Source organism: Paenibacillus sp. TCA20 (assembly GCF_000732325.1).
Taxonomy (GTDB): Bacteria; Bacillota; Bacilli; order Paenibacillales; family Paenibacillaceae; genus Paenibacillus; species Paenibacillus urinalis.
Genome location: NZ_BBIW01000005.1, coordinates 102,235 through 127,162, shown reverse-complemented (window position 1 = coordinate 127,162; position 24,928 = coordinate 102,235). Strand labels below are relative to the sequence as shown.

Here is a 24,928-nt window from a genome sequence, read left to right as displayed (position 1 = left end):
ACATGAAATTGATTCTCTTGTGTAATTATTATTACGCATTACAGCCAGGAGCTCAATGGACTGTAACGCAAATAAACTGGATTTATTTGATGTGATCTCAGGATGAATTACAGAGATTCCAGGAACAACAGGTTGCGATAAATGTATGGACTGCAGCTAGGCTTGAAATTTAGAGCAATGCCTCCATCTTCAATTCCGGCTTCAACACGGATCAAGGCTTTCGATTTAACGAGAGCTCGAACCATTTTGTTAACGGCTTTCACATCTCCCACGCCTGCGGCTCTTGATAAGGCTGCTGCGAATGGACGGTTGTATGCGAGCTGAGTGTACAATGGAGTGACAGCCCTTGCGATCATGCGATGCACTCTTGTATTAAAATAAAATTGAACGGAACCTGGTATAATGGTCGTGCCGTTGGTCAGCTCGGATATGGAATGTTTTGTGGGAAAAGAAATAAAATATCCGATACCGTTGGAACCGAGGGGCAGTCCCATGGCCTTCCTCGAAGCCAGTCCTAGCAGCACCCCCATCTTATCGAGGTCCGCAGCAATCACTGCCTTGCTCCATGCTGAGGCATATTTCGGATGTTCTGCAATCGCACGATAGAACGGCAGCATTACTGTTGCACTGTATTGAATCCGAGATACCGGAATATGTGCTGATTTTTTAGGTGCCTTTCGCTTCATCGTCATGTTTAGAAGCCTCCTATAGGTATACATCGTTTATAGGATCAGTGTATGACGCTGCTTAGTACATGATTGGGCAGCTTATGGCATTTATCGTATTTTAGGAGCTGGCAAGGCGTCCATGTATATCCACGGAAGGGAATTACGCATGGCACTATACAGAGGATGATCCTCTCTATGTCTCGAATTCATAATTGATTTCACTGCCATTGTGAATCCGGTGTGGATTTGATATGGACCACTTTCATTGATGTGAAGATCACCTATGTAAAGTAATAGTTATAAGTTTGATAATCCTGGAGCAGCAGCTCTATGTTATCCAAGAGCAGCTTATGCTCTTCACTCCCCTTCTCGATGATGACTGAATTCGACTCAGACAAGCAGCACCTCTTCAATGTAATGACTGTATAGCTGATTCATCACAATAAATTCGTTAGTCGACACTTTTTCCCCACCTCTGCCATTGAAATAGGGCTCTATTAATGCGAACTGCTCGACCGCACGTAAGATATGATCGGAGATTTGACTCGTCCGAAGCGCCAGGTCTTCTCTCTTGACACTGTCCTGACTAAGCAGCACCTGCATGGCTGTCAGCTCGGTCACGGGAGCATCAATCCAGTTGCTCTTCAATTCCTTCCACAGCTTTTTATTCACCGACCACAGCTCTGATTTTGCAGCCTTATATGTGCTCAGTTCATCCTCGCTGCGCCCATACTGATTGAATGAAGCAATACTTGCCCATATCAGCAGTACAGAGCATATTGCGACGACCCCGATCCTCGCCTTTGAAGTTTGATTTGTCATTATAACTACCTCAATTATTTTAATTTTCCCAGCGTAATTCCTCATAGAAAAAATGTTCGCTGCGATCCTGTTGATTCGCTATCTCTTTGATAACTCGCTTGTAAGTGGTCACGATATCCGCAGGGGCATCTGTATTGATGTGATAGGGGGCTAGTGCCTCCGTCAGCATCGTGTAATCCGATATAAGAAAGCCAACTTCTGTCCGCAATTGATCCATTAATTCCTGATCACCATCACGAAGGGCTATATCGAATTTCAGAAGCCACTTTTTCTTCAGAAATTCCATGTATTCTCTCGTCACCGAATCCATAGTTGTGATCGTTACCCGGCCGTTTCTATCAAAATGGTCCTCCATCAGGGTAAACAGGAATAACGCTTGCTCCCAATGGAAATAGACGTTATTCATCCTGTCCCTGATTTCAGCGGAATTCGATTCTTCTTCATTCAGAAGCTCAGCCACTTGCTGCAATTCTTCCAGCGGATACTGGATCCAGTGCTGCGTTGTCTTCTCCCAGGCCAGTGCTCTCATTTCCAGAACCGTCTCCTTGGTATAAGCCAGTCGATTGATTTCCTGCTCTGTCTTATGCTCCTCATAAGCATTAATGGGTATGGAGATCAGCGGTATAAATAGAATAAGTCCCAAACAAGCGGTTAGAATTAATTTGTTCTCTTTGGATATCTTCATGTTCAACTCCATCATTCATCATTCTGTCGATAAGATAACTAATATTAGCAAAATATACTATATATTAATACTCTTTAAAAGTAATATTTTGGATAGCAAAAAAGAGACAACTTGGTTAACAACCAAGTTGTCTCTTCTGGATACTGCAGGCCAAAATTCAATTGTTTAGTTAGGAACCGACACATCGTTCAATTCACGCTGCAGCACTTCGCCAATTCGCTTCATGCCTTCCACAATTCGTTCATTCGGCATATTAGAGTAGTTAAGACGCAGTGTATTCTTAACCCCGCCGTTCGGGAAGAACGGTGCTCCAGGTACGAATGCGACATTATTATTCAGGCATTCAACAAACAGCACGCTTGAATCAACGGTATCCGGAAGCTCCACCCATATGAATAGACCGCCCTCAGGCACACTGTGCTTGATGCTTGCAGGGAAATATTCCTTGATACAGGACAGCATTGTCTCGCATCTTTCTTTGTAAACGTCTTTGATCTTCTCTACATGAGCATTGATGTCATTCTGATCCATATATTTTGCAGTAAGCATCTGAGCGAAGCTGTCTGTATGCAGATCAGCCGACTGCTTCAATGCGACATACTTATCAATGATCTCCTCACTTGCGCATACCCAGCCAAGACGAAGTCCTGGTGCAAAAATTTTGGAGAAGGTGCTGAGATAGATGACTCTGCCTTCGGTGTCAAAATGCTTGACCGGTGGAAGAGATTCACCTGCAAATCGAACAGCTCCATACGGGTTATCTTCGACAATCAGCACATTATATTTATTCGCCAGTTCGACCATTCGCTGCCTTCTATCCAGCTTCAAGGTACGACCTGTCGGGTTCTGGAAATCAGGAATCGTATAGATGAATTTGGCCTCCGGATGGGCTTGAAGAGTCTTCTCCAGCTCCTCCATGATCATGCCATCATCATCCATAGCGACTTCTACGAACCTAGCGTCATATACTTTGAATGCGTTAATGGCAGCCAGATATGTAGGACTTTCACAAATAATCGTATCGCCTTCGTTAATAAACAGCTTGCCTGTAAGATCAATCGCCTGCTGCGAGCCAGAGGTAACAAGAACCTGCTCAACCTTCGATTGAATACCAATTGCGCTCATTCGTTCACAAATGGCACTACGCAGAGGGGTATATCCTTCAGTTGTACTGTATTGAAGTGAAGCTTGTCCCATCTCCGTCAATACGGTATCAGCAGCTGCTCTGATCGCATCCACCGGGAACAGCTCAGGCGCAGGAAGGCCTCCTGCAAAGGAAATGACCTCGGGTCTTTCCGTTACTTTTAAAATTTCTCTTGTCTCCGACGGTTTAACATAGCCGGCTCTAGTTGAATATTTATCGTCCATTTCATTTACACTCCTTTGAATTATATAATAACACGCCATGGCGAATTGTAAAAAATAATAATCTTTATTAAATCCATAAAGGGAATCACACCTTATGTATTGTATCAATAATTGCAGGATCAATTCGTTGTTATCTTCATTAAGCAGCGGAGTGAATAAACAAAAAGAACTGCAGATTTCCCGCAGTTCTTTACATTGATTATATGTTGACTACCTGCTCCTGTTCCAATTCGTCTCTGGATGGGGGCTCTCCCTGAAGCTGCTTCAGTAGCTTCTTCATCATCACAGAAGCCTTGACTCTCAGCTCTAGCGAATCCGATATTTCAACTTGATAGGCTCCCTGCTGAATAGCCATTCTCAGCTCATCGACGGTGTTAATGGGCTCATTCATCCGATTCATTACGCTCCCATATTGAAGACATTGATGACTGTCGCTTCCAGCGACAATTGGGAGCCCGAGAAGTTCTGCAAAAGGATAGATTTTCGCTTGATACGCCGCTGCGCCTTGTTTGTACAAATCCTTTGCATTGAGATCCAGGGCATCAAGCCGCTTCAGCAGGTTTACATTGATGTGGTGAAGCGGAGTCGATGAGCGATATGGATGCGCCCCAATCTTAAGTACATTCCGTTCCTCTACAAGGTCAAGCAGCTGGGCAAACGGGATGAAGTTATCTTTAGACAGATAGGGCTCAAGCTGTTCCCGAATTGACAAGATCTCCTCTCTTGTGCTGATGAGAAGGATATGCCCTGTTTCTCTAATATCGACCTCCATCCCCGGAAATACACGCACCCCCTCGGCCTCGTAGTAGTGCCCATTATAAGAGTACGCCTCATCAAGCGCTGCATAGATTTGTTCAAAATTCTTCGTGTTAAAGTGCTCGGTGAGTGCAATGCCTAAAATATGATTCGACCTTGCTTCTGTCAGCATCTCCTTGAAATAGTCCAGGGAAAAATCAGATTTCTTGGATAGCTTCCCATGAGTATGCAAGTCTATGAACATTCGATTCATCTCTCCTTAGATATAACTTAAGTTAGGCACTTTTCTGTCAATTGATTAGTACAGCAAGTTCGGCAGCCTCTCTCCAAACCAGAACAGCCAGGTGATGTAAGCGAATGAAAAAATGATATAATAAACATCGATGGCTCGAACCTTAAGATAGGACAGCCTCAGCTTCTTCACTTCAGGATGATTCATTCCGTACGTAAAACCTCTTGTCTCAAGTGCCTCAACGGTCGTTCTCGAACGTTTGGCCGTATTCAGCATAAGTGGGTAGAAGCTGAGCACTAGAATACGTAAATAGTAAATGATGTTCCTGAAATAGAGCATGCCAGGGCGCTCAGGCGAACGTCCTCTTAGCCGGTAAGACAACAGAATTTGATGGAACTCTGATAACAGTGTAGGCAATATCCGATAACCGTACGATAAGCTGAACGAGAATGCTTCGGGAACGCCAAGCGCAGATAGACCGTCACTTAATTTCTCTGGATCCATACTGGAAAATACAGCAATGCTCGCCAGCGAAATAACGGATAATTTCAGTGTAAGAGTGAGGAGCGGCAATATTGATTCAAGGCTGCCTCCAAACAGCATGGAGAACAGAAACATCCACCCTACCTGACCAACGAGACCCAGCGTTAAAATAATGAGAATAACGTAGCTGACCCTCGCAAGGGCCGTCATACTAACGATAAACACAAACATACCGAACAGTACGGTCGTGTTATGTATGAACCAAGGGACGATGGCAAAGAACAGATACCACAGCAGCAAGGTCCGTGGGTCTAATCTTCCAATAAAAGTTGTTGATCTGCCGTAGGCTGTCCCTAACAGCTCCAGCTTAATCCGTTCTACGGAGATGCGGTCAAGCGTTTTTCGGACGATATCCATGTGCTCACCTCCCCTTCCCCCGTTAGCTCAGACCCGCTTGCAGGTGAATAAAATGAGAGAAACTCCTCAAGTGTATAGCAGATCCTTGGCAATCCTAAAGCAAGGCTAAGCTCCATGAGCTGAGTCGATACTAGACCTGCACGCTCCAGCAGTCTCCCGTCAGCGAAGATTTCTTCCTTCGTTCCATCTGCGAGCACAACCCCCTGATGCATAACGATGATTCGAGTAGCCCACTCGGAGACCAGCTGCATATCATGCGTGGCAATAATGACAGTCTCCACCTTGTCTTTCAATGAAGCTAATACGTGCTGCATCTCCTGCTTGGTTGCGATATCCAGATTAGCTGTCGGCTCATCCAGGAGCATTATAGCTGGCTCCATGGCTGCACCAATCGCCAGGGCCGTACGACGCTGCTGTCCACCGCTTAGCAGCCGGGCATCCTTGTCCCTAAGCTCCTCTAATCGGAAATGCTGCAACATGCCTTCAAGCCGCTGATCTTTACCATGTACACGATGCGCATTCAGATAGTACGCAATTTCTTTTTCAACGGAATCTTCAATGAACATTTCCTCTGGATTTTGGTATACAAAAGCCGTATGCTTAGCTATTTTCTCGGGTGTCATTGCTCTTACGTCCTGCCCATTTACCTGCAGGTATCCCGAAGTTGGTTTTACGATGCCAGCAATCAGCTTCAGAAGAGAGGATTTGCCTGCGCCGTTATTGCCCACGATGGCGATGGACTCACCCGAATGAATGTGCAGATCAACTCCGTCTAATACCGCCTGCATTTTTTTAAGGATTGTTCGGTAGGACAGATGGACATCTTCAGCCAGGATCATGGTATTTGCTGTATCTTCGATTTCAGTTGGGTGAGTCATTGGCTTATCCTGAGATTTTGCCTCGATTCTCTCCTCCGCTGCAAACCAATGAATGGCTTCCTCCAGTGTGATGGGAAGAAGTTGTTCCTTATGCAAACGCTCATTCTGTGGATCTATGCTCTGTTGACGGGCAACCCGCCAAGCAGCCTGTGTCACCTGAGGGGGGAAGATACCGAGATTCAGCAAAGTTTCCACTGAAGATAACGCTTCGCGGACAGGCAGCTTCCACTTCACTCGGCCACCATCCATCAATACAACCTCATTGCAGTAATCAGCAATAAACTCTGTATGATGCTCTATAACAATAATGGTTTTTCCCAAATCCTCATTCAGATGCTGCAGAATATCGTATATTTGCCGGGCATGACGCGGATCCAGCTGGGATACAGGCTCGTCGATAACCAGAATTTCGGGGTCCATGGCAAGTGCACCGGCGAGAGCAAGCAAATGCTTCTGTCCACCGCTAAGTGACCAGATGAAGGCATCTTTTACACCATACAGTCCCATCATTCGCAGTGCTCTCTCCCCACGGGCAGCGTAATCCTTATATCCGTAATTCAATGGTGTGAACATAACATCGTCCATGACGGTAGGCCTGACCAGCTGATTCTCAAAATCCTGGTATACATAGCCCACATATCTGGATAACTCCGCAACCCCTGCAGCTTCTGCAGTCAACCCACAAACCGTCGCATCCCCTGTATATTCACCTGCATAATAGTGCGGAATCAAACCGTTAAAACATTTGCACAGAGTAGATTTGCCTGACCCGTTGCTTCCGACAATGGCGATAAAATCTCCTTTGTTCACGGTAAGCGATACTTGATCTAACGCAGGGGCATCATCACCGGGATATGTAAACGAAATGTTCGTTAATTGGATAACGGGCTCAGACATTTTTGGTCTCCGTCCCTTTATCCGACTTCTCAGCCTTGCTGCGCATGGCAATGAGTGTAATGACTGATATTAGTGCAGCTGCTCCAATACTGATCCATATGAGCTGCTGTTCGGACACGCCTGTAAAGATGTCCTCCCATTCAGCAATGTTCCATTCCGTCTCAGAGAGAATCTCTGCTCCCACGGCGACGACCGCAAGGATTACACTGAGGATCACATATTTCGGTGATATCCATGCAGCTGTATCATATTTCATTCCTTTATGACGGGGACGTATGCCTAGAAGGGGTTCGATCTTTCCATACAGTCGGGGAACAAGATATAGGGTCGGAAGCAGAGCAAACAATATGCCTGAGAATAACACATCGTTTAGAAAACCAACCCCTTCGATGACGACGATACTTTCAGCAAGTCCCTCTACCGCTTCAAGCTCTTCTACACCTACCCAGACCTTAACAATGTCCACTATAGAACTAAGTAATTGATGAATGGCCACCCCTGTAATTGCTGCGATTCCTACCTGACGCTTGTTCGTTGGATCCTTAACTAATCGACCAGCTGTGTACATTGCCAAGGAAAAAGTGATGAATTTCTCAACTTCGCCAAGTCCGCCGAATTGACCGAGCATCAGCTCACCGAAGATGATCTCCCCTACCGATGCGCCGACAGCAGCATACAGCGGATGAAACAGCATGCACAGCGTGAGCGGAATGAAGGCAAAGTACTCCACCGATAATTCGATAGGCCCAAGCTGTACGCTTGGGATCAGTTCTGTGAACATGTTAGACAAACCATACAAAGACATGGACAGCACAAATATCATCATTTTCTGTGATGAGGTCAGTGTGTACCGTGCAGACAATGTATTCATCGTGTTAAGTTCCTCCTCTAATCGTGAAATATAACACCATTATAGGAAGGTCTGATTATCGCAAAATTCCAGTTATATTAACGCAAAATCAACATTTTTTCATCATTTTTGACGGTGTAAAAATATTTACATAACATTCGATCCTTATATTAATGATGTCTAAGCAAGTTTAATTGCAATGTATGTAGGATGGGGGTAAACAATAGGATGTATGAAGAATGGGGTAAAAAACACTTCTCTACCAATCAGCGGCTGCTGGCTGATTTTATTCAGCGGAATGAGCAGCGCATTCTGTATATGACAGAACAGGAGATTGCTGAGGAGGTTGGAATAAGCATCGCCTCTGTGTCAAGGTTCTGGAAATCAGTGGGCTACGTCAATGCCAAGCAGTTCAAGGCAAAGCTTCGTTTCCGCTTGGAATCGGCTCCCGCGGTCAAATTGGAAGAAACAATGAGTAAGATCGACGGACTGCCTCTGCCACAGACGCTGCTCAGTACGATTCATCAGCACTTGGATGAAACCTGCAAACGACTGGATTCTGAAGTACTGAATGAAGCCTCTGAGGCGATACGTCAAGCGAGACAAATCTTTGTTTTTGCCCCGGGTCCGTGTATTTCACTCGCAGAGCTGTTTGCATTTCGATTACGTCGATTTGGTCTCCAGATTCAGATTATGGCTGCAAGCGGTCATGAATTACTCGAAACGCTGATGCACGCCGGTCCCGATGACGTACTGCTTGTCTTTGGTTTCGTTCAGTTACAGCCGGAGATTGAAGTGATACTCGATTATGCAGAGGAAGCAGGTTATCGGGTCATTCTCATCACGGACCGCCTTGTGTATCCCCGGGCAAGTCAGGCAGATCTGGTGCTGTATGCGGGAAGAGGTGAAGTATGGGAATTCCATTCCATGATTGGACCTGTGTTCGTCATTGAGAACTTGATCCTCAACGTAGGTCTCGCTATGAATGAGGAAAGTCTCGGGAAGCTGAGACATCTTCAGCAATTAAGGGCTAGATATCATTCCAAGCTTCCTCGTTAGTCGATTAATATCGAAAGAATGTATGTGATAGCTAATAAGAGGCTGCTTCCTCCACATAAAAACGATCGAATCCGCTAATAGATTCGATCGTACTTAGCTGCTCTTATTCAGAGACCATCTGGTTTGTCAGAGATCCCAGCTTCTCAATCTCGATGGTCACGGTGTCTCCCGGTTTAAGATATACCCGGTCTTCCTTAGGTAACCCAAGCACGACACCTTCCGGAGTTCCTGTCAAAATGATATCTCCGGGCAGAAGCGTCATATGCTGTGAGATATAGCTGACAATCTCGTCACAGTGAAAGATCATGTCCGAGGTATTGGAGCTTTGCTTGGTTTCACCGTTTACAATACACCTTATATCCAGTGAGTTAGGGTCACCTACCTCATCAGCTGTCACCAAGTAAGGCCCAAGCGGAGAGAATTTGTCACACGATTTACCAAGCAGCCATTGTGGCGTCCTCATCTGCAGATCACGTGCAGACAAATCATTCACATTACAATATCCATAGACGTAATCCAGCGCATCTGCTTGGGCTACGTATTTAGCTTCCTTTCCGATGACAATCACGAGTTCAGCTTCATAATCAACTTCACTGCTTACGCTTGGCAGCGGAATGTCTTCCCCATGAGCAGCCAGGGTGTTATTGAATTTATTGAAGAGAATTGGATATTCAGGTATTGCTGCGTTTGTCTCTTCAGCATGTCTTCGATAGTTTAGTCCGACACAGATGATTTTGCTCGGATGGGTCACACATGGAGCATAGGAGATCTCATCTTCCGGGACAATGGATTGTGCTTGTACTTCCTTATTCTCTCCGACTGCCCGCTTAAGTCGTTCCAATTCTTGTACTCCTGACTGGCCTGTCTCAATTGCAGCGTGAATATCCAATGGAACCCGGTTCATATCTGGCAGCAGCGAAGCAGCTGTGTTTACATCGATAATGCCGCGATCAATCTTAATCCCTAATCGGTTGTCCCCATTCACTCGAAATGTAACAAGTTTCATTTCATATCCACTCCTTTTATGTATTTATGCATTCTTGCCGAATACAACGCCGCCATCAATATACAGAGGAGAGCCCATCATGAACCTGGATTCGTCGGAAGCAAGGAAGAGCGCAGCACTGGCTACGTCATCGGGTCTTCCCAGATCGCCGCTTAATTGTCTTGTCTTCAGAGATTCGAAGGCTTCAGCCGGATCATCATAGGATGAGCGCAAGTAGCTCTCAACGAAAGGCGTAAGAATGGTGCCGGGTAAGATAGCATTCACCCGAATATTGTATGGAGCATAATCGACCTGCATTGATTTGGTAAGGGCAAGCACCGCTCCCTTGGTCGCAGAATAAGATGCCCGCTTCGCGAGTCCAATCTCGGCAATGCAGGAAGACATATTGATAATGGAGCCGTTCTTCTCCTTCATCATATAGGGAAGAACATATTTGGAAGGCAGAAACACACCGCGAATATTTACCGTCATGACACGATCCCAATCATCTGGCTCTATCTCATGAAGCTGTCCAATTCCGCTGATTCCTGCATTGTTAAACAGGATATCGATTCTGCCAAATTGATCTATAATGCGGCTCACCATCTCTTCCACATGCTTGGCATGGGTTACATCGGCTTGCATGAATAGAGCTGTCCCCCCAGAAGCAGAGATCTCCTGGACGGTCTCCTGACCTTTAACTTCATCCAAATCATTGACGATGACAACGGCACCTTCTTTGGCAAAAAGCATTGCACTGCTCTTGCCGATTCCAGATCCAGATCCGGTAATTAAGGCGATTTTGTTAGCCAGACGCAATCGTATTCCTCCCTTATTCGTCATCACAACAAGTCTCTATCGTTCCATATGGTCCTCTGGCTGAGCAGCCTTCACGGTCAATCCGCCATCCACCATCAGCAAATGTCCGTTCACCTGCATCGCCTCTTCTGATGCTAGAAATACAACTGCATCTCCGATTTGACGTGCTGTACCCAGCCTTTTCATCGGATTGGCTTCAATCTCTTTGGCCCGGATTGCCGGGTCAGCCAGAAAATCAGTACACATATCCGTGTCTACTGTACTCGGTCCAACGGCATTAACGTTAATACCGTATTTACCTAGTTCAATCGCCATGCCCTTCGTCAGCATATGACCTGCTGCTTTGGATGATTGGTAATGTGGAATCACAGGACTTGTAACGACCAGGCTCGCCGTAGACAGGACATTTACTATTTTTCCGTATCTCTTGGGAATCATTTGACTAGCAGCGAGCTGTGAACAGAGGAAGATCGATTTGACGTTCGTATCAAATGTACGATCCCAAGTCTCTTCCGTAGCCTTCATGAAAGGCTCGAATGGCGCGATTCCTGCATTGTTGACCAAAATTTCCACCTCTCCAAGCTGCTCCTCGATGGCTGAGAACATGGCATCAACTTGAGCTTTACTACCTACATCGGCCTGCACGATCATCGTCTTAACACCGTGGGCTTCAGCATTTCTGGCCACTTGTTCAGCCAGCGCTCTTGATCTCTCCGAGGAATAATTAATTGCCACATGTGCTCCTTCCTCAGCAAGCCTGTAGACAATGGCCTCTCCAATTCCCCGGCTTCCTCCGGTCACCAGAGCAATGCGGTTCTCGAGTCTCCCCATCTTCCTTCCCCCTTATAAACTAGGTCCAATTCGGTTAATGCTGAATTCCTGGTGGCCGAGTATTTCTGCCTTTGTCAGCTTGCCGTTCGCTACTTCAACAATTTCCTGCCAGATAGCCTTTCCAGCTTGCTCAAGGCTGAGTTCCCCCGACAGCATTCCACTTACATCGACATCCATGTTGTCACTCATCTGTTCATACATCCGCTGATTGCCTGTAATCTTAATGACAGGAAGCACGGCTGCACCTGTCGGGGTGCCTCTTCCGGTCGTAAAGCAGACAATATGTGCGCCGCCGGCTGCCATTCCTGATACACATTCAATATCGTTACCGGGTGAATCCATAAAATATAAACCGCTTTCAGGAATCGCTTCTGCATATTCTATAATTCCATTGATAGGTGCAGTACCGCATTTACTGATACATCCAAGTGACTTCTCTTCAATGGTGGACAGGCCTCCCGCAATATTCCCTGGACTGGGATTGCCGCCGCGCATATCGGAGCCCATTCGTTCGACTTCCTTTTCAAAGCGATCAACGATTTCAAACATCCTGTGCTTCATCTCTGGCGTTGTACAGCGTTCAGCAAGCACATGCTCCGCTCCAATGATCTCTGTAGTTTCACCGATCACGATGCCTCCGCCCTGGCCAATAAGGATGTCACTGGCCGATCCAAGGGCAGGATTAGAAGCGAGGCCGGATGTCGCATCTGAGCCGCCGCATTTGACACCCACCTTTAGCTTGCTGATGGGAACAGACACCTTGGCCATGCCATCCAGCTGTGTCTTCATTTTTCGAGCAATTTCGATTCCGTGTGTTATCGCTTTGACAGATCCACCTACAGATTGGATATCAAACATTTCAACCGGCTTGCCTGTTTTCCTGATCTCTGCTGCTAGTGCAGCAGGATCTACAACCTCACATCCGAGACTGATAATAATGACGCCACCCACATTCGGATTCTTTCCCGTCCCCGCCAGCATGTTAAAGGTACGCTCCTTATCCGCTCCAATCTGGGAGCACCCATGCTGATGAGGGATTGCGACGGTATCCGGCACCATCTGCATAATACGATTACTGACTTGGTTAGAGCATATTACGGTGGGGATGATTAACAAATGATTGCGAATTCCAATATCTCCATTGGGCCGCTCATAAGCTTGAATTGTATTCATACTGTCCCTTCCCTTCCTGCTTGATCACCGCGTCCTCGTAATCCTTCGATATTGTGGATATGCACATGCTGACCTGCTTCAATCGCGATACTAGCCTGGCCTATAACCTCCCCGTACTTCTTCACCTTCGTGCCTTCGGGTATGTGACTCAGCGCCACCTTATGACCAAACGGGATGTCATTCAGAACGGTTAATTGAAAACGGTTACCATTAAAAACAAAAGTAATGCCCTCTCCGGCTTGCAAGTCCTTGAGCGCTGTTGCCACATGATCGTCTGCATGCATTTGAATTACATCAGCACCGGTTAGAATATCTTCTCTTATGATACTCACCGCCTTAACATACTGGAATCCATGCTATCATAAACCTTAAATTAACAAGGTTGGTTGGTACTGTCAATAGCAGAAATTGCTCTTCATATAGCCAGCGTACTTGATATTGAATGTACAAAAAATAAATGGCAGCAGCATATTCACAAAACGAATTACAACTGTTATAATAAAAATTATAGTTGAATCAATTTGTTATCTCATGATTCAGTTACAACCAAATATGTTGATCACGGGAGGAGCCTGCCACACAAGGCCCCTCTCTGTTTATTTTTAAGGCGTGTTTACGGAGAGATTGCGTAAATGCGCCTTTTTTCGTTGAGAGTGGATATTTCCCCCGATGATGTAACAACATAAATATGGAAACGAAAGGAGAAAGATATGGAATTTATTTTACACCTAGTACTCATCCTCATCTTCACTAAACTGGCAGGTCACTTGTCCCTTAAGCTGGGTCAGCCGTCCGTTCTTGGTGAATTGATCGCCGGTGTGATCCTTGGTCCGGCTGTACTTGGATGGGTCCATCAAACCTCATTTATTCATGAATTCTCAGAAATTGGTGTTCTGATCCTCATGTTCATCGCAGGACTGGAAACGGATTTGGAGGAGCTCCGCAAGAACTGGAAGGCTGCACTTGCTGTAGCGGTTGGCGGTATCATTCTGCCCTTCGTAGGCGGATACAGCTCTGCTCTGGCTTTTGGGATTGAGCAAAGCCATGCATTATTCCTTGGACTTCTGCTCTGTGCAACATCAGTGAGTATTTCCGTTCAAACACTGAAGGAAATGAACAAACTGAATTCACGCGAGGGTACAACCATATTGGGTGCTGCCGTAGTGGACGATATTCTAGTCGTTGTCCTGCTTGCCGTGATGATGAGTCTGCAGGGAACAGGAGAATCCGTAAGTATTGGTTCTCTTATTGGTAAGAAGGTATTGTTCTTCGTTGTCATTATCGCAGCAGCAATCTGGGTCGTTCCGCTCGTCATGAAGTGGCTCAGCAAGCTAAGAGTGTCGGAGACCGTTATATCCGGTGGTGTCATTATCGCACTTGCCTTTTCATATTTTGCCGAGTGGATGGGCGTTGCAGGGATCATCGGCGCTTTTGCAGCAGGGATTGCCATTTCTCAAACCCCTTACAAGCATACAGTTGAGCACAAGCTTGAGCCGATCGCATACAGCTTATTTGTTCCCGTATTCTTTGTAAGTATTGGTCTTAATGTGAATTTCGAAGGCGTTGGCTCTCAGATCGGATTCATCATCGTCCTAAGTGTGGCAGCCATTCTTACGAAGCTCCTGGGTGGAGCACTGGGTGCCAAGCTGACAGGATTCAATATGCATTCCTCCTTCGCTATCGGTACAGGAATGATATCCCGGGGCGAAGTCGCTTTGATTATCGCCGGAACTGGCCTTGCTTCAGGCCTATTGGATCCGCAGTATTACACGTCGGTCATTATCATGGTGATTGTAACAACTCTCGTTACTCCACCGCTTCTCAAAATCATGTTCGCGGATAAACATGCGAAGAAGCTGAGTCAAGCAAGTTCACAGAAATAAAATAGTGAATATCTTAAAAAAACAGGCATGACATTCTGAAAAATGTCGTGCCTGTTTTATAATCGACGAGACTCGAACCGCCTAACTTCAATCCAGCTCCATCTCATATCTAATAGATTTGGTGCTCATTCCATTGGATTCCAGGAAAGCTTCAGCACGCTCATTGTCCGCAAGTACATCGATCTCAACAGCATCCGCCTGTCTCTCTTTACCCAGCTTAATGATAAATTCCATTAGAGATTGACCCACGCCTGCTCCTCGAATCTCCTCGCGGACACAGAAATCACGAATGAACAATACCTTTCTCTGCTTGTATATCTTGTGTGCACTTACTTGCTCTTCATCCACGATGGCATATCCTGCGATTACATTGTTCGTGGATTCAGCAACAATCACCTCTGAGTGAGGAGCATCAAGGAACCCACGGACTTCTTCCTCCGTATAGTTGTCAGCAAGCTCATACAGATCAGGTCTTCTGTCGGCGATGACTTCATCGTAGTCTTTTCTTAATTGAATAATAGATGGGATATCCCCTTCAACTGCATTACGAATTCGTAGATCCAATCAAATCTCTCCTGTCATAATAGGCTCGAAGCTAGATATCTATATTATTACCCATTTGTGCTATAAACGATCTCCCTACTTGAATAAATCAATTACGCATTGAAAGATTTATCCTTTTGCTGCTTGAACGTCTATTCTAGAAACATAGCTATGCAGAACCATACCAATCACAACGATCAGCATCCCAACCCATGAAAGGGATGAAGGAATTGCAATGGACAATAACAACACTTCACCTGCAAGAGCAAACAGCACTTCCATGGACTGCGTCGCCTCCACTGCCGCTAATTTCTGCATATTCCCTCTTACCATATCCGTTGCTTTGAAGAATAGTACCGTTGCAATGACTCCGGAACATAGAGCCACAAGCAGCGACTGCATACTCTGATCAAGACTTGGCAGGCCCTCCGTTGCTAGACCATACACAGACAGCAGAATCCAGAATGGCAGGCTGGCAAGTGTCATGCCCAGCACTCTCTGGTAAGCGTCCAATCTTCCTTCGCACAGCTCCATCATTTTACGGTTACCCAGCGGATAGGCAAAAGAAGCGATAAATACAGGAATGGCACCTAGCAGCAGATTTTCTAGAGAGAAGCTCTTTGCATGCTCAACCTGCATCAGCACTATACCTAGCAAGATAAGGAGCGACATCAGAAGTCCCTTCATAGGAATTCGACCTTTGATCTGAAGGACGCCAGTGGAAGTATGTACGGTTTCAGTAAATAGCGGAGCAAGCAGCATGCCGGCAATGATCGTAAACTGCCACGTACCTTCAACCAGCCATCCCGGAGAATAGGCTGCTGCAAAGCATAATGGAGCATAAAACAAGCCAAAGCCAACACAGCTCCACAAGAGCCAGGTTCTCGGCTGTTTTTTCATCTCGGCTATCAGTGGTCTGAAATTTCTTCTAAACATGACGATTGCAACGAGAAAAGGAATCATAAAAATATAGCGAAGCGAGGCGCTCCAGATCCAGCTGCCGCCGGACAACTCCATCGATGCGTTTAATACAAAAGTAAATGCAAAAAAGAAGGCTGCGAATATTCCTAACAATATCGGTCTCAATGAATTCACCTCAAGCGGTCTATGAATTAGCTGCATGCAGATGACGATAATCAGTTGGTGACATGTGACAATGGTTCTTGAAAGCACGGGTGAACGAATACAGGCTCGTATATCCGACGCTATATGCAATTTCTGTAACGGTTGCGGTGGATTGACTGAGCAGCTCCTTCGCCTTATCCATTCTTACCCGGGCGATGTATTCCGTAGGTGATACTCCGACAGCGCTCCTGAATTCGGTTGAGAAATAAGTGCGATTCAGCCCGGCTAGACGTGCGATCTGCTGTACGGTAATTCCCTCCGAGGCGTGCAGGCGGATGTAGTCCAGACTCTTAGAGATCCAGGATAGTACACGGTGCTCCGGCTGTCGTTGACTAGAGCTCATCAACTGACCTAGTAAACAATAGCAGCGGCCTCTGAGCTCAAAGCTGGCAGCATCATTTGTTGCGTCCTTCTGTCTCAGCACGTTCATCAATCCGGATAGGTGTTCTTCGATCATAGGGCTGCATCGATTCTTGAGATAAGGCTCATGACGTGACAATCCTAGCAGCGTTAGAATATTCTCCATCCCAGGACCATCCATTGCCATCCAGGTAAGCCGAAGCGATTCTTTGTCTTGATTCTTATAGTACAAATAAGTGATGCCTGGATACATACAAAATAAATCTCCCGGTCCAAGCAGTCGCTGCTGTCCGTCATATTCAAACCGAATATGACCTTCCTGTACCATATGAATGCTGTAGCATTCGATTCTTCTTGGCCCCACCCGATAGCTGGGCTTAGCGATATTTCTGCCCATTCGGACAAGCCAAGCCTGGTCTCTCTTATCGAATTCCGAGGGGGTATTAAACAGAAACTCTGCATATTCATGCTCATACTCTTGAAAAAAAACAGGTAGCACTGGTATAACTTCACCCCGCATACAGACAAAATGTTAAATCTATCATACATTAAGTTATTTCCTCTGTGCTGATCGTTTTTTTATAATTTTCGACAGAAGGAGGATGTTCGATGAAGAAACCTAACATATTGTTAATTACAAGCGATCAGCAGCACTGGGATACGATTGGTGCATTCAATAAAGAGCTGCATACTCCTAACCTTGATCGGTTAGTAAGAGAAGGAACGACTTTTAACAGAGCGTATTGTCCTAACCCGACTTGCACGCCTAGCCGTGCCTCCATCATTACGGGGATGTATCCAAGTCAGCATGGAGCCTGGACACTTGGCACCAAATTGCTGGAGGATCGGCATACGGTGGGAGAGGATTTCAAGGCGGCTGGATATCAAACGGCGCTGGTCGGCAAAGCGCACTTCCAGCCATTAGTATCCACAGAGACTTACCCTTCCATGGAAGCACATCCTGTAGTGCATGATTTTGATTATTGGAAAGAATTCAACGGTCCATTCTATGGATTTGACCATGTAGAGCTGACACGTAACCATACGAATGAGGGGCATGTCGGTCAACACTATGCTCTATGGATGGAAGAGAAAGGTCTCGATAACTGGAGAGATTACTTCCTTCCTGAGATTGGAACGATGGATCGTACCCAAACCTACAAATGGCCGATTCCAGAAAAGTATCATTACAATACTTGGATTGCTGAACGGACCAATGCACTGCTGGAAGATTATAAAGCGAACGACGACAGCTTCTTCTTGTGGTCCAGCTTCTTTGATCCACATCCGGAGTATTTAGCACCTGAGCCTTGGGATTCCATGTATGATCCAGACGAATTGACCATTCCCAAGATAGTCGAAGGTGAGCATGACAAGAATCCGCCCCATTTTGGCAAAACACAGGAGGACAATCCCGACTTCTCTTATTTGTCGGAAACCGGTCAGGGAATTCATGGATATCGATCTCATCATTATTATGAATATGGCAAGCGTGCGCGGCTTACAGATTACGATAAGAAGAAGCTTGTAGGCGTTTACTACGGAATGATCAGCCTGATGGATAAATATATTGGCAGCATACTCGATAAGCTTGATGAGCTCGGACTTGCTGACAATACGATTGTCGTCTTTACAACGGATCATGGACATTTCTTCGGTCAGCATGGCTTACAGGCAAAAGGCGGGTTTCATTATGAGGATCTGATTAAGCTGCCTTTCATTGTACGTTACCCGGGTCATGTTCCAGCCGATCAGCAAAGCAATGCCATCCAATCATTGGTTGACCTTGCCCCTACCTTCCTGTCATTCTGCGATCTGCCCATTCCACATGCGATGACTGGTGTTGATCAGAAGAAGGTGTGGCTGGGTGAGAGCACTTGTGCTCGTGATCATGCGATATGTGAGTTCCGGCATGAGCCGACGACGATACATCAGAAAACTTACGTGGATGCAAGGTATAAAATAACGATATATTACAATCAAACCTATGGTGAAATCTTTGACCTTCAAGAGGATCCACAAGAGCCGAACAATTTATGGGATAACCCTGAACGGAAAGATCTCAAGACCGAGCTGCTCTTAAAATATGCATGGGCTGAATTGGGCAAAGAATCCATGCCGATGCCAAGAATTACGGGAGCATGAAGTGAGTAACTGATGGATAGAACAAAATATATTAGCAACGGAATAATGCCGCATGAACAGAATATGTGATATGCGGTTTTTTTTCTTACAAAAAAATGTAGGTTTGTCATCTGATCGACTATTGTGCCTCGCACATCAACGTACTGTTTAATGAAACGATGCTCGCTGCAGAGCTACATTAACAGCTTAATCCCTCCATTCTCCTGATTTCGACAACAATACTGTAACCCTGGCTGTAAACATTTCCCCTCATTTCCTCCCTATAATAAATCTTGTCTTACTGCCGTAATGCGAATAACGTGTGATTCGTATCAACATAAGAGTGATCTCTTATAAGAAAAAGGAATTTTTGGGTAATACATAATAAGAAGAGCGAACAGCTTAGACTAGGGAGGAACTAATAATGAATAAGAAAAGTATGAAATGGTCCGCAGCTATTTTGTCCGCAGGTCTATTGGTAGGTAATACGAGCTTTTTAAGTGGGCAGTCCGAAGCTGTCGTTGCTGCCGCAACCTCAGTCCAAGCTTCAGACGTCGTAATGAAGTATAATGGCAAGACGCTCTCTGCTCCAGGCAAGCTGGTTAAAGGAAGCACGATGATTCCGATCTCGGTGTTTAGAGATGATTTGGGCCTTAAATTAAGCTATGAGGCTGGCAAAGGGGTTAAAACCTACACGGTCGGAAGCGGAGTCACTCAAATGAAATTGGAAGTAACGGAATATGGGATTAACACCAGGATCAACGATCGTTATATCGGAGACAACAATACGAGTTATGAAGCCTATGAAGCCAAAAATATAAACGGCAAGCTATATGTTCCCTACAGAGTGTTGAAGGAATATTTAGGTTTCCAGGGCTCTTACAACTCATCATCCAAAACATTAACACTGAAAAAACAGCAGCAGAACAAGGTAACCATCACTTCGGAAACGATCTCAGACAGCAACAACAATGCAACCATGGACATTCGTTATCCGAAGCTTAGTGGGCTTGCGAATGCAGAAGCTCAGGAAGCAATAAACAAAACGTTCAAAGATAAAGCAGAAGCTTTTGCAGCAGAAGCGAAGAAAAAAGCAAAAGATCGGGATGCTGAGTTCGAACAGCCTTATGAATTCCATGGTACCTTCCTCGTCACTTTTAACCGGGATGGAGTGCTGAGCATAGCCACTGATTTGTACGAATATGTAGGTGGTGCTCATGGAATGACTTACCGTGAGGGCTTTACGTTCTCCCTCAAGGATGGTAAGCAGCTGACATTGGACGATCTGCTCCATTCATCAGATGCTGCCAAGAAGAAGCTGGATCAAATGCTGCAGAAGGAGACAAACGCAGACAACTTCAACTTTGGGTTTAACGGACTGAAGGAAGATCCGGATTTCTACGTTTCTGAAAATGGGCTCACCGTCTTTTTCCAAATTTATGAAATTACCTCCTATGCGATGGGATTCCCAACGTATACCTTCAGTTTTGCAGATCTGCTGCCTAAAGGAACAGACCCCTTTGCGGATGCACGATAATTTGCGAAATGGGCAGGCAGCAAGCTTGAGCCAACATATAGATACACCAAAAAACCTTTGGAGCTTTCCTTCCAAACGGTTTTTTGGTACTTCGGTTAAGATACTTTTACTGGAGTCTGTTCTCCCTGCCACAGCAGCTGCATCTCTTCACAGCTCTCTAACAGTTCACGAAGGCTGCCTTCTGCTTCAATTCGTCCATCCTTCATTACAATGATATGATCTGCCTTGGATAAAGCTGCTCTTCGGTGAGAGACGGCGATGCAGGTCACATCCTCTTCCTTAAACAATCCATCCCATACCTGCTGCTCGGTTTCAACATCCAGTGCGCTCGATAGATCATCGAAAATATACAGATCTGAGTCTGTCATCAGCATGCGCGCTGTTGCTGCCCGCTGAATTTGGCCGCCGGACAGCATCACGCCTCTTGGCCCAACCAGTGTATCAAGTCCTTTTTCTAAGTCCCCTACATCTTTATTCATTACAGCCAGATTCATCGCACGCTCGAGGGACTCTTCCACGCGGCTGCGCTTGCCCTGAACCATATTTTCCTTCAAAGTATCACTGAACAAACGCGGCACTTGTGGTGTATACGCTGCTCTTGGCGGTGTTAAGAATTGAGCCGGATCAATCTCTGTTCCGTTCCAGTGAATGGATCCTGACTGCTTAGGAAGCAGTCCCAGCAATGTCCGTACCAAGGTGGATTTACCCGAACCGATTCTTCCCGTAATAACCAGGAACTGCCCACGTTTCAGCTCCAGATTTACATCCTTAATCCCGTGATTTGAATTCGGATATTGATAGGTGAGATTACGGACCGCGACCTCTTCCAGTTTCTCCCTATTATCCCTGCTGATGACGGGCAGCTCGGGAGGATCTTCATACAAATATATTTCACGATGATCCATTATCCGATCCTCTTCACCTGGGCGGAACAGCATACGCATTCGGTCAAAGGACACCTTGAGGCGCTTGTGCTGGAACACCATGTAGCCGAACAACGAGATACTAAACCCGATGTTCGTCAAATAAGTGGTAAATAGTGCGAAATCTCCAACCGTAAAATTTCCATTTCTCATCTCAGCCGCGCACATCAGAAGGATAAGTCCCGTACAAATACTTAGAATGTGTTGATTCAACGATCTCATCCACTGCTTAAACAAGTTATCCTTGAGTGCAGCCTGACGGCGGTCTTCGTTCAGCTTCATAAATCGAGCATGTACGTGATCTTCAGCCTCCCCAAGCTTGAGAGCCTGAACGGCGCCGAAGGTCTCTGCGATAAAGCTAGTAATCCGTCCGGTTGCCTCCTGATTCTGCTGACCATATCTGCGTGCTCGATTGCCTGAGAGGTTGTTCAGCAATGTAACGATGACTAAGGGCAGTACAGCTACTAAAGTAATTTTCCAGTTGATGCTTGCCATGATCGAGACCGAAACGACGGAGAACACGAACATCCCCCAGAAATCGACCCAGGATTCCACATATTCGACGACCTCGTTCACATCATCGCGGAAACGACTCATCGCTTCCCCAGGGGAAGCGGGCAGATTCCGTCCTGGCCAGCGCATAATGCCTGCCAGCATATTCGTCCGCAGAATGGCTTGGATATGAAAAATATAGGTTACCCATTCATAGAAGGCGATGAGCATGGTTCCTACTCTCGTAATTCTTACAGCTACCATGACAAGCAGCGGCACGGCAAGCCACAGATAATCGTTGGTATTCCCGGCAGCTGCGCGATCGAAGAACCACTGCATCGCAAGCCCAATGACTAGCGGGAGCGAATGGAATATACACCATAAGAGACCATTGATAATAAATAAAAATGGCTTGAATCGAAAAAGCTTATTAATAAAGCCAGCTACGGTCATGCCAGCTCCTCCTCTCTGCCTGTAACGAGCAATCTTGCATAGTGGGAGGCTGGATTCCTCGCGAGCTCATCACGTTCTCCAAACTCCAATATTCTGCCATCACCCAGCACCATAATTTTGTCCACTTGATTCAGTGTAGCAAGCCGGTGAGCGATCATAATTCCGGTGCATTCCTTCATCATCTGATCAACTGCCGACTGAAGCATTGCTTCGGTCGCCGCATCCAGCCTCGAAGATGGTTCATCAAGGATGACCAGGCTCGGTTTCGTAAGGAACACTCGGGTTAGGGCAAACAACTGCGCTTCGCCGGCGGATAAAGATGTTCCTCCTGTATTAAGATGTGTATCAAGTCCGTTAGGCTGAGCTTCAATCCATCTGCTTAGACCCAATTGCCTCGTTTTGTGCAAAATCTCATCATCCGAGATTTCTTGATTGAACAGTGTCAAGTTCTCACGAAGTGTTCCATCAAACAGCTGTACATCCTGAGTAACCATCCCTATGCGTCTATACAGCGCTGGCAGAGACAGCTTGGTAACATCTACACCACCTACGCGTATAACGCCGCTGTTGATATTGTATAACCTAAGCAGAGTTCGGCTAAGGCTCGATTTGCCGCTGCCCGTCCGGCCTATAATACCTAACAGTTCCCCAGGCTTCAGCTCGAAATGAATATCAGTGAGAATCGGTTTATCCTCGTTATAACTGAAGTGGACATGCTCAAATTCGAGACTCAAAGGCCCTTCCGGAAGCTCGGTCTCCTTGCCTTCACTAATTTCACTTCGTAAGGATAACAGTTCTCTTGAACGAAGCATGCCAGATTTTGCTTTTTGAAATTCCTGTATTTGATCACCCAAAATTTCAATAGGCTCGTTCAGCATCTGAGTATATTGATAGATTAGGTACAGTGTGCCCAGTGTAATTGCTCCGGACATGTAATAATGTACGCCGATAAGCAGCACGGCCGTTACCGCTAGTGCAAACAGAATAACCGTTATATTCCACGGTATGACCCGGAGCATCCAGGCTCTTCTCCCCTTAAGAAATACGGAGCGCATCAGCCGATGAAATCGATTCATCACATAAGGTACATGGCCATTCGCCTGAACATCTTCGATTCCAGCAATTCGCTCTTCAATCAAACCGAACAGAGAAGCGCTGACCTCCCTTTCTTCCTTAGAGGATCGCACCCCAAGATTGCGAATCACAACCATGAATAAGATCGATAGCAGCGTAAATGCCGTCATGACGAGTGCAATAGGTACGCTGATCGTGAACATGAAACCCAAGATCCCAGCAAGCAATACGAAGCTGCCGATGACCTGAACGATAAACATCGCAAAAAAATTGGAAATGGCTGTTACATCTCCATCTACCCGCTCAATCATCTCGCCTGGTGTTTTCACATTGTGAAATTTCATATCCAGCCGAAGACAGTGCTTCAGCAGATCACCGCGCAGCTGATTGGTTGCACGCCAGGATACATCGTTCCCGAAATAGCTGACGGCTACGGTTATAAGCTGATTGACGACGGCTACAACCAGGTATATACCTGCCAGCTGAAATAAAGTTGCGAGTAATCCCCCTCCTGCAGCTGTGTCGATAAAACGCTGCACAATCTGCGGATTCAATAGCTGCAAGCCGGTTGATGTCAGCAGCATAACCAGCAGTAAGAGCAGCCGTCCTTTGACTGGCTTCAGATACTTTAGCAGCCATGTCATCGATAATTTTTCTTTCTTGGGCACAGTGCCCACCCCCATCTGCACACAAATATGTATCTCTTATTTTCATTTGACCTTAGGTCATTTGCTGATAAATCATAATAAGTCTACATGAAACGAACATCCATTCCTAGGTAAAAAATAATTATAATCCCATATCAGGCGGAATCGCAAAAAAAGCACAGCAGCACTACTGAATTCCCCCTTTAATTACGATGGGTCTATTATTTTTAGATCCACGTAATATAGTATGAGCACCATTGAATTCATCATATTTTTCCAACATCTATCAAAATGGAGCGAATGCATGGACGTTATACTATTTATTATGATCAACGTATTACTTATAAGTTCGCTTGTTGTCAGCTATGTTCACTTAAACAAAAGGCGGAGACAAATCAACCATCAATTGGGCATGAATATCTCGATGACGATCAGTATGATCTGTGCGCTGTCTTTTGGTGCGCTGTGGGGCTTTCAATTCCCTATGCATTCCAGCTGGGTTACCATTGCGGCAACAGTGCTGTCTATGCTCACAGGGTTTATTTACGGAAGGCTGGTCGATATGCAGTGCGTAATTACCGGTATCTCAAGTGGGATGATGACTGGACTAATGGGTCCAATGATTGTGATGCATACAAACCGACCGGCGCTCCTGCTGATCTTTATTATGTTTCTATTCTTCTTCTCTATGATTCTATTATGCGGTTCTGTACATATGAATCAGAAGGATGAACGTTAGCAGAATCACGTTTATCAAGCTGAACAATATGCTATAAATCCTATAAATCTCTCCTTCTTCTAACAAGGCTCTGTTATAATGAGTAAGATTCCTAATCTTTCCAAG

Annotated in this window: 23 protein-coding genes; 5 read left to right on the top strand and 18 right to left on the bottom strand. The window is 45.7% G+C overall.

Annotated features, from left to right (window positions below):
• Positions 1-107 precede the first annotated feature (107 nt).
• The 8 genes from TCA2_RS11490 to TCA2_RS11455 form a co-directional block, all read right to left on the bottom strand.
• Positions 108-692 (bottom strand): hypothetical protein, encoded by a 585-nt coding sequence (locus tag TCA2_RS11490; protein WP_047911759.1) that lies wholly within the window; start codon positions 690-692, stop codon positions 108-110.
• A 366-nt stretch (positions 693-1,058) separates the two neighbouring features.
• Positions 1,059-1,490 carry a hypothetical protein gene (locus tag TCA2_RS11485; RefSeq protein WP_047911758.1) on the bottom strand — a complete coding sequence of 144 codons (432 nt, stop codon included), beginning with the start codon at positions 1,488-1,490 and terminating at the stop codon, positions 1,059-1,061.
• Between the two features lie 19 nt (positions 1,491-1,509).
• The gene (locus TCA2_RS11480) at positions 1,510-2,175 is read right to left on the bottom strand and encodes a hypothetical protein (RefSeq protein WP_047911757.1); all 666 of its coding nucleotides are present in this window, start codon (positions 2,173-2,175) and stop codon (positions 1,510-1,512) included.
• Between the two features lie 165 nt (positions 2,176-2,340).
• Positions 2,341-3,543 (bottom strand): PLP-dependent aminotransferase family protein, encoded by a 1,203-nt coding sequence (locus TCA2_RS11475; RefSeq protein ID WP_047911756.1) that lies wholly within the window; start codon positions 3,541-3,543, stop codon positions 2,341-2,343.
• A 199-nt stretch (positions 3,544-3,742) separates the two neighbouring features.
• The gene (locus TCA2_RS11470) at positions 3,743-4,543 is read right to left on the bottom strand and encodes a PHP domain-containing protein (protein ID WP_047911755.1); all 801 of its coding nucleotides are present in this window, start codon (positions 4,541-4,543) and stop codon (positions 3,743-3,745) included.
• Positions 4,544-4,597: 54 nt separating this feature from the next.
• Entirely contained in the window at positions 4,598-5,431 is an 834-nt protein-coding gene (locus TCA2_RS11465) for an energy-coupling factor transporter transmembrane protein EcfT (RefSeq protein ID WP_047911754.1), read from the bottom strand.
• Positions 5,392-7,206, bottom strand: a complete 1,815-nt coding sequence (locus tag TCA2_RS11460) for an ABC transporter ATP-binding protein (protein WP_081872434.1) — start codon at positions 7,204-7,206, stop codon at positions 5,392-5,394. The genes TCA2_RS11465 and TCA2_RS11460 overlap by 40 nt, the downstream gene beginning before the upstream one ends.
• The gene (locus tag TCA2_RS11455) at positions 7,199-8,077 is read right to left on the bottom strand and encodes a hypothetical protein (protein ID WP_047911753.1); all 879 of its coding nucleotides are present in this window, start codon (positions 8,075-8,077) and stop codon (positions 7,199-7,201) included. Before TCA2_RS11455 ends, TCA2_RS11460 begins: the two co-directional genes overlap by 8 nt.
• A 207-nt stretch (positions 8,078-8,284) precedes the next feature.
• Here TCA2_RS11455 and TCA2_RS11450 point away from each other — a divergent pair, with 207 nt between their 5' ends.
• A complete protein-coding gene (locus tag TCA2_RS11450; RefSeq protein ID WP_047911752.1) occupies positions 8,285-9,115 on the top strand; it encodes a MurR/RpiR family transcriptional regulator in 831 nt (276 codons plus the stop codon).
• 103 nt (positions 9,116-9,218) lie between these two features.
• Here the strand turns inward: TCA2_RS11450 and TCA2_RS11445 are convergent, their stop codons facing one another.
• From TCA2_RS11445 to TCA2_RS11425, 5 genes are read right to left on the bottom strand one after another with little or no spacing between them, the layout of a single operon-like run.
• Positions 9,219-10,121: a fumarylacetoacetate hydrolase family protein gene (locus TCA2_RS11445; RefSeq protein WP_047911751.1), complete on the bottom strand. Its 903-nt coding sequence runs from the start codon at positions 10,119-10,121 to the stop codon at positions 9,219-9,221.
• A 24-nt stretch (positions 10,122-10,145) separates the two neighbouring features.
• The gene (locus TCA2_RS11440) at positions 10,146-10,919 is read right to left on the bottom strand and encodes an SDR family NAD(P)-dependent oxidoreductase (protein WP_047911750.1); all 774 of its coding nucleotides are present in this window, start codon (positions 10,917-10,919) and stop codon (positions 10,146-10,148) included.
• A 36-nt stretch (positions 10,920-10,955) separates the two neighbouring features.
• Positions 10,956-11,750, bottom strand: a complete 795-nt coding sequence (locus tag TCA2_RS11435) for an SDR family NAD(P)-dependent oxidoreductase (RefSeq protein ID WP_047911749.1) — start codon at positions 11,748-11,750, stop codon at positions 10,956-10,958.
• 12 nt (positions 11,751-11,762) lie between these two features.
• Positions 11,763-12,923 (bottom strand): UxaA family hydrolase, encoded by a 1,161-nt coding sequence (locus TCA2_RS11430; protein WP_047911748.1) that lies wholly within the window; start codon positions 12,921-12,923, stop codon positions 11,763-11,765.
• A complete protein-coding gene (locus TCA2_RS11425) occupies positions 12,920-13,255 on the bottom strand; it encodes a UxaA family hydrolase (protein ID WP_370510334.1) in 336 nt (111 codons plus the stop codon). Before TCA2_RS11425 ends, TCA2_RS11430 begins: the two co-directional genes overlap by 4 nt.
• Positions 13,256-13,633: 378 nt before the next feature.
• On the opposite strand from TCA2_RS11425, the gene TCA2_RS11420 reads away from it, so the two are divergent.
• A complete protein-coding gene (locus TCA2_RS11420; RefSeq protein WP_047911746.1) occupies positions 13,634-14,806 on the top strand; it encodes a cation:proton antiporter in 1,173 nt (390 codons plus the stop codon).
• A gap of 87 nt (positions 14,807-14,893) precedes the next feature.
• Here the strand turns inward: TCA2_RS11420 and TCA2_RS11415 are convergent, their stop codons facing one another.
• From TCA2_RS11415 to TCA2_RS11405, 3 genes are all read right to left on the bottom strand, one after another.
• Positions 14,894-15,370, bottom strand: coding sequence for a GNAT family N-acetyltransferase (locus TCA2_RS11415; protein WP_047911745.1), 477 nt, complete (start codon positions 15,368-15,370; stop codon positions 14,894-14,896).
• A gap of 108 nt (positions 15,371-15,478) precedes the next feature.
• Positions 15,479-16,435 carry a multidrug resistance efflux transporter family protein gene (locus TCA2_RS11410; protein ID WP_047911744.1) on the bottom strand — a complete coding sequence of 319 codons (957 nt, stop codon included), beginning with the start codon at positions 16,433-16,435 and terminating at the stop codon, positions 15,479-15,481.
• Positions 16,436-16,454: 19 nt separating this feature from the next.
• Positions 16,455-17,333 (bottom strand): AraC family transcriptional regulator, encoded by an 879-nt coding sequence (locus tag TCA2_RS11405; protein ID WP_052511917.1) that lies wholly within the window; start codon positions 17,331-17,333, stop codon positions 16,455-16,457.
• 110 nt (positions 17,334-17,443) lie between these two features.
• Between TCA2_RS11405 and TCA2_RS11400 the strand changes: the two genes are divergently transcribed.
• Both TCA2_RS11400 and TCA2_RS11395 read left to right on the top strand, forming a co-directional pair.
• Complete coding sequence (locus TCA2_RS11400; RefSeq protein WP_047911742.1) at positions 17,444-18,979, top strand: sulfatase; 1,536 nt, start codon at positions 17,444-17,446, stop codon at positions 18,977-18,979.
• A gap of 403 nt (positions 18,980-19,382) precedes the next feature.
• Positions 19,383-20,495: a PdaC/SigV domain-containing protein gene (locus tag TCA2_RS11395; protein WP_047911741.1), complete on the top strand. Its 1,113-nt coding sequence runs from the start codon at positions 19,383-19,385 to the stop codon at positions 20,493-20,495.
• A gap of 95 nt (positions 20,496-20,590) precedes the next feature.
• On the opposite strand, the gene TCA2_RS11390 is transcribed toward TCA2_RS11395, so the two are convergent.
• Positions 20,591-22,363: an ABC transporter ATP-binding protein gene (locus TCA2_RS11390; protein ID WP_047911740.1), complete on the bottom strand. Its 1,773-nt coding sequence runs from the start codon at positions 22,361-22,363 to the stop codon at positions 20,591-20,593.
• Positions 22,360-24,105 (bottom strand): ABC transporter ATP-binding protein, encoded by a 1,746-nt coding sequence (locus TCA2_RS11385; protein ID WP_047911739.1) that lies wholly within the window; start codon positions 24,103-24,105, stop codon positions 22,360-22,362. The genes TCA2_RS11390 and TCA2_RS11385 overlap by 4 nt, the downstream gene beginning before the upstream one ends.
• A gap of 283 nt (positions 24,106-24,388) precedes the next feature.
• On the opposite strand from TCA2_RS11385, the gene TCA2_RS11380 reads away from it, so the two are divergent.
• On the top strand, positions 24,389-24,823 hold the full coding sequence (locus TCA2_RS11380; RefSeq protein WP_047911738.1) for a hypothetical protein: 435 nt from the start codon (positions 24,389-24,391) through the stop codon (positions 24,821-24,823).
• Positions 24,824-24,928 lie beyond the last annotated feature (105 nt).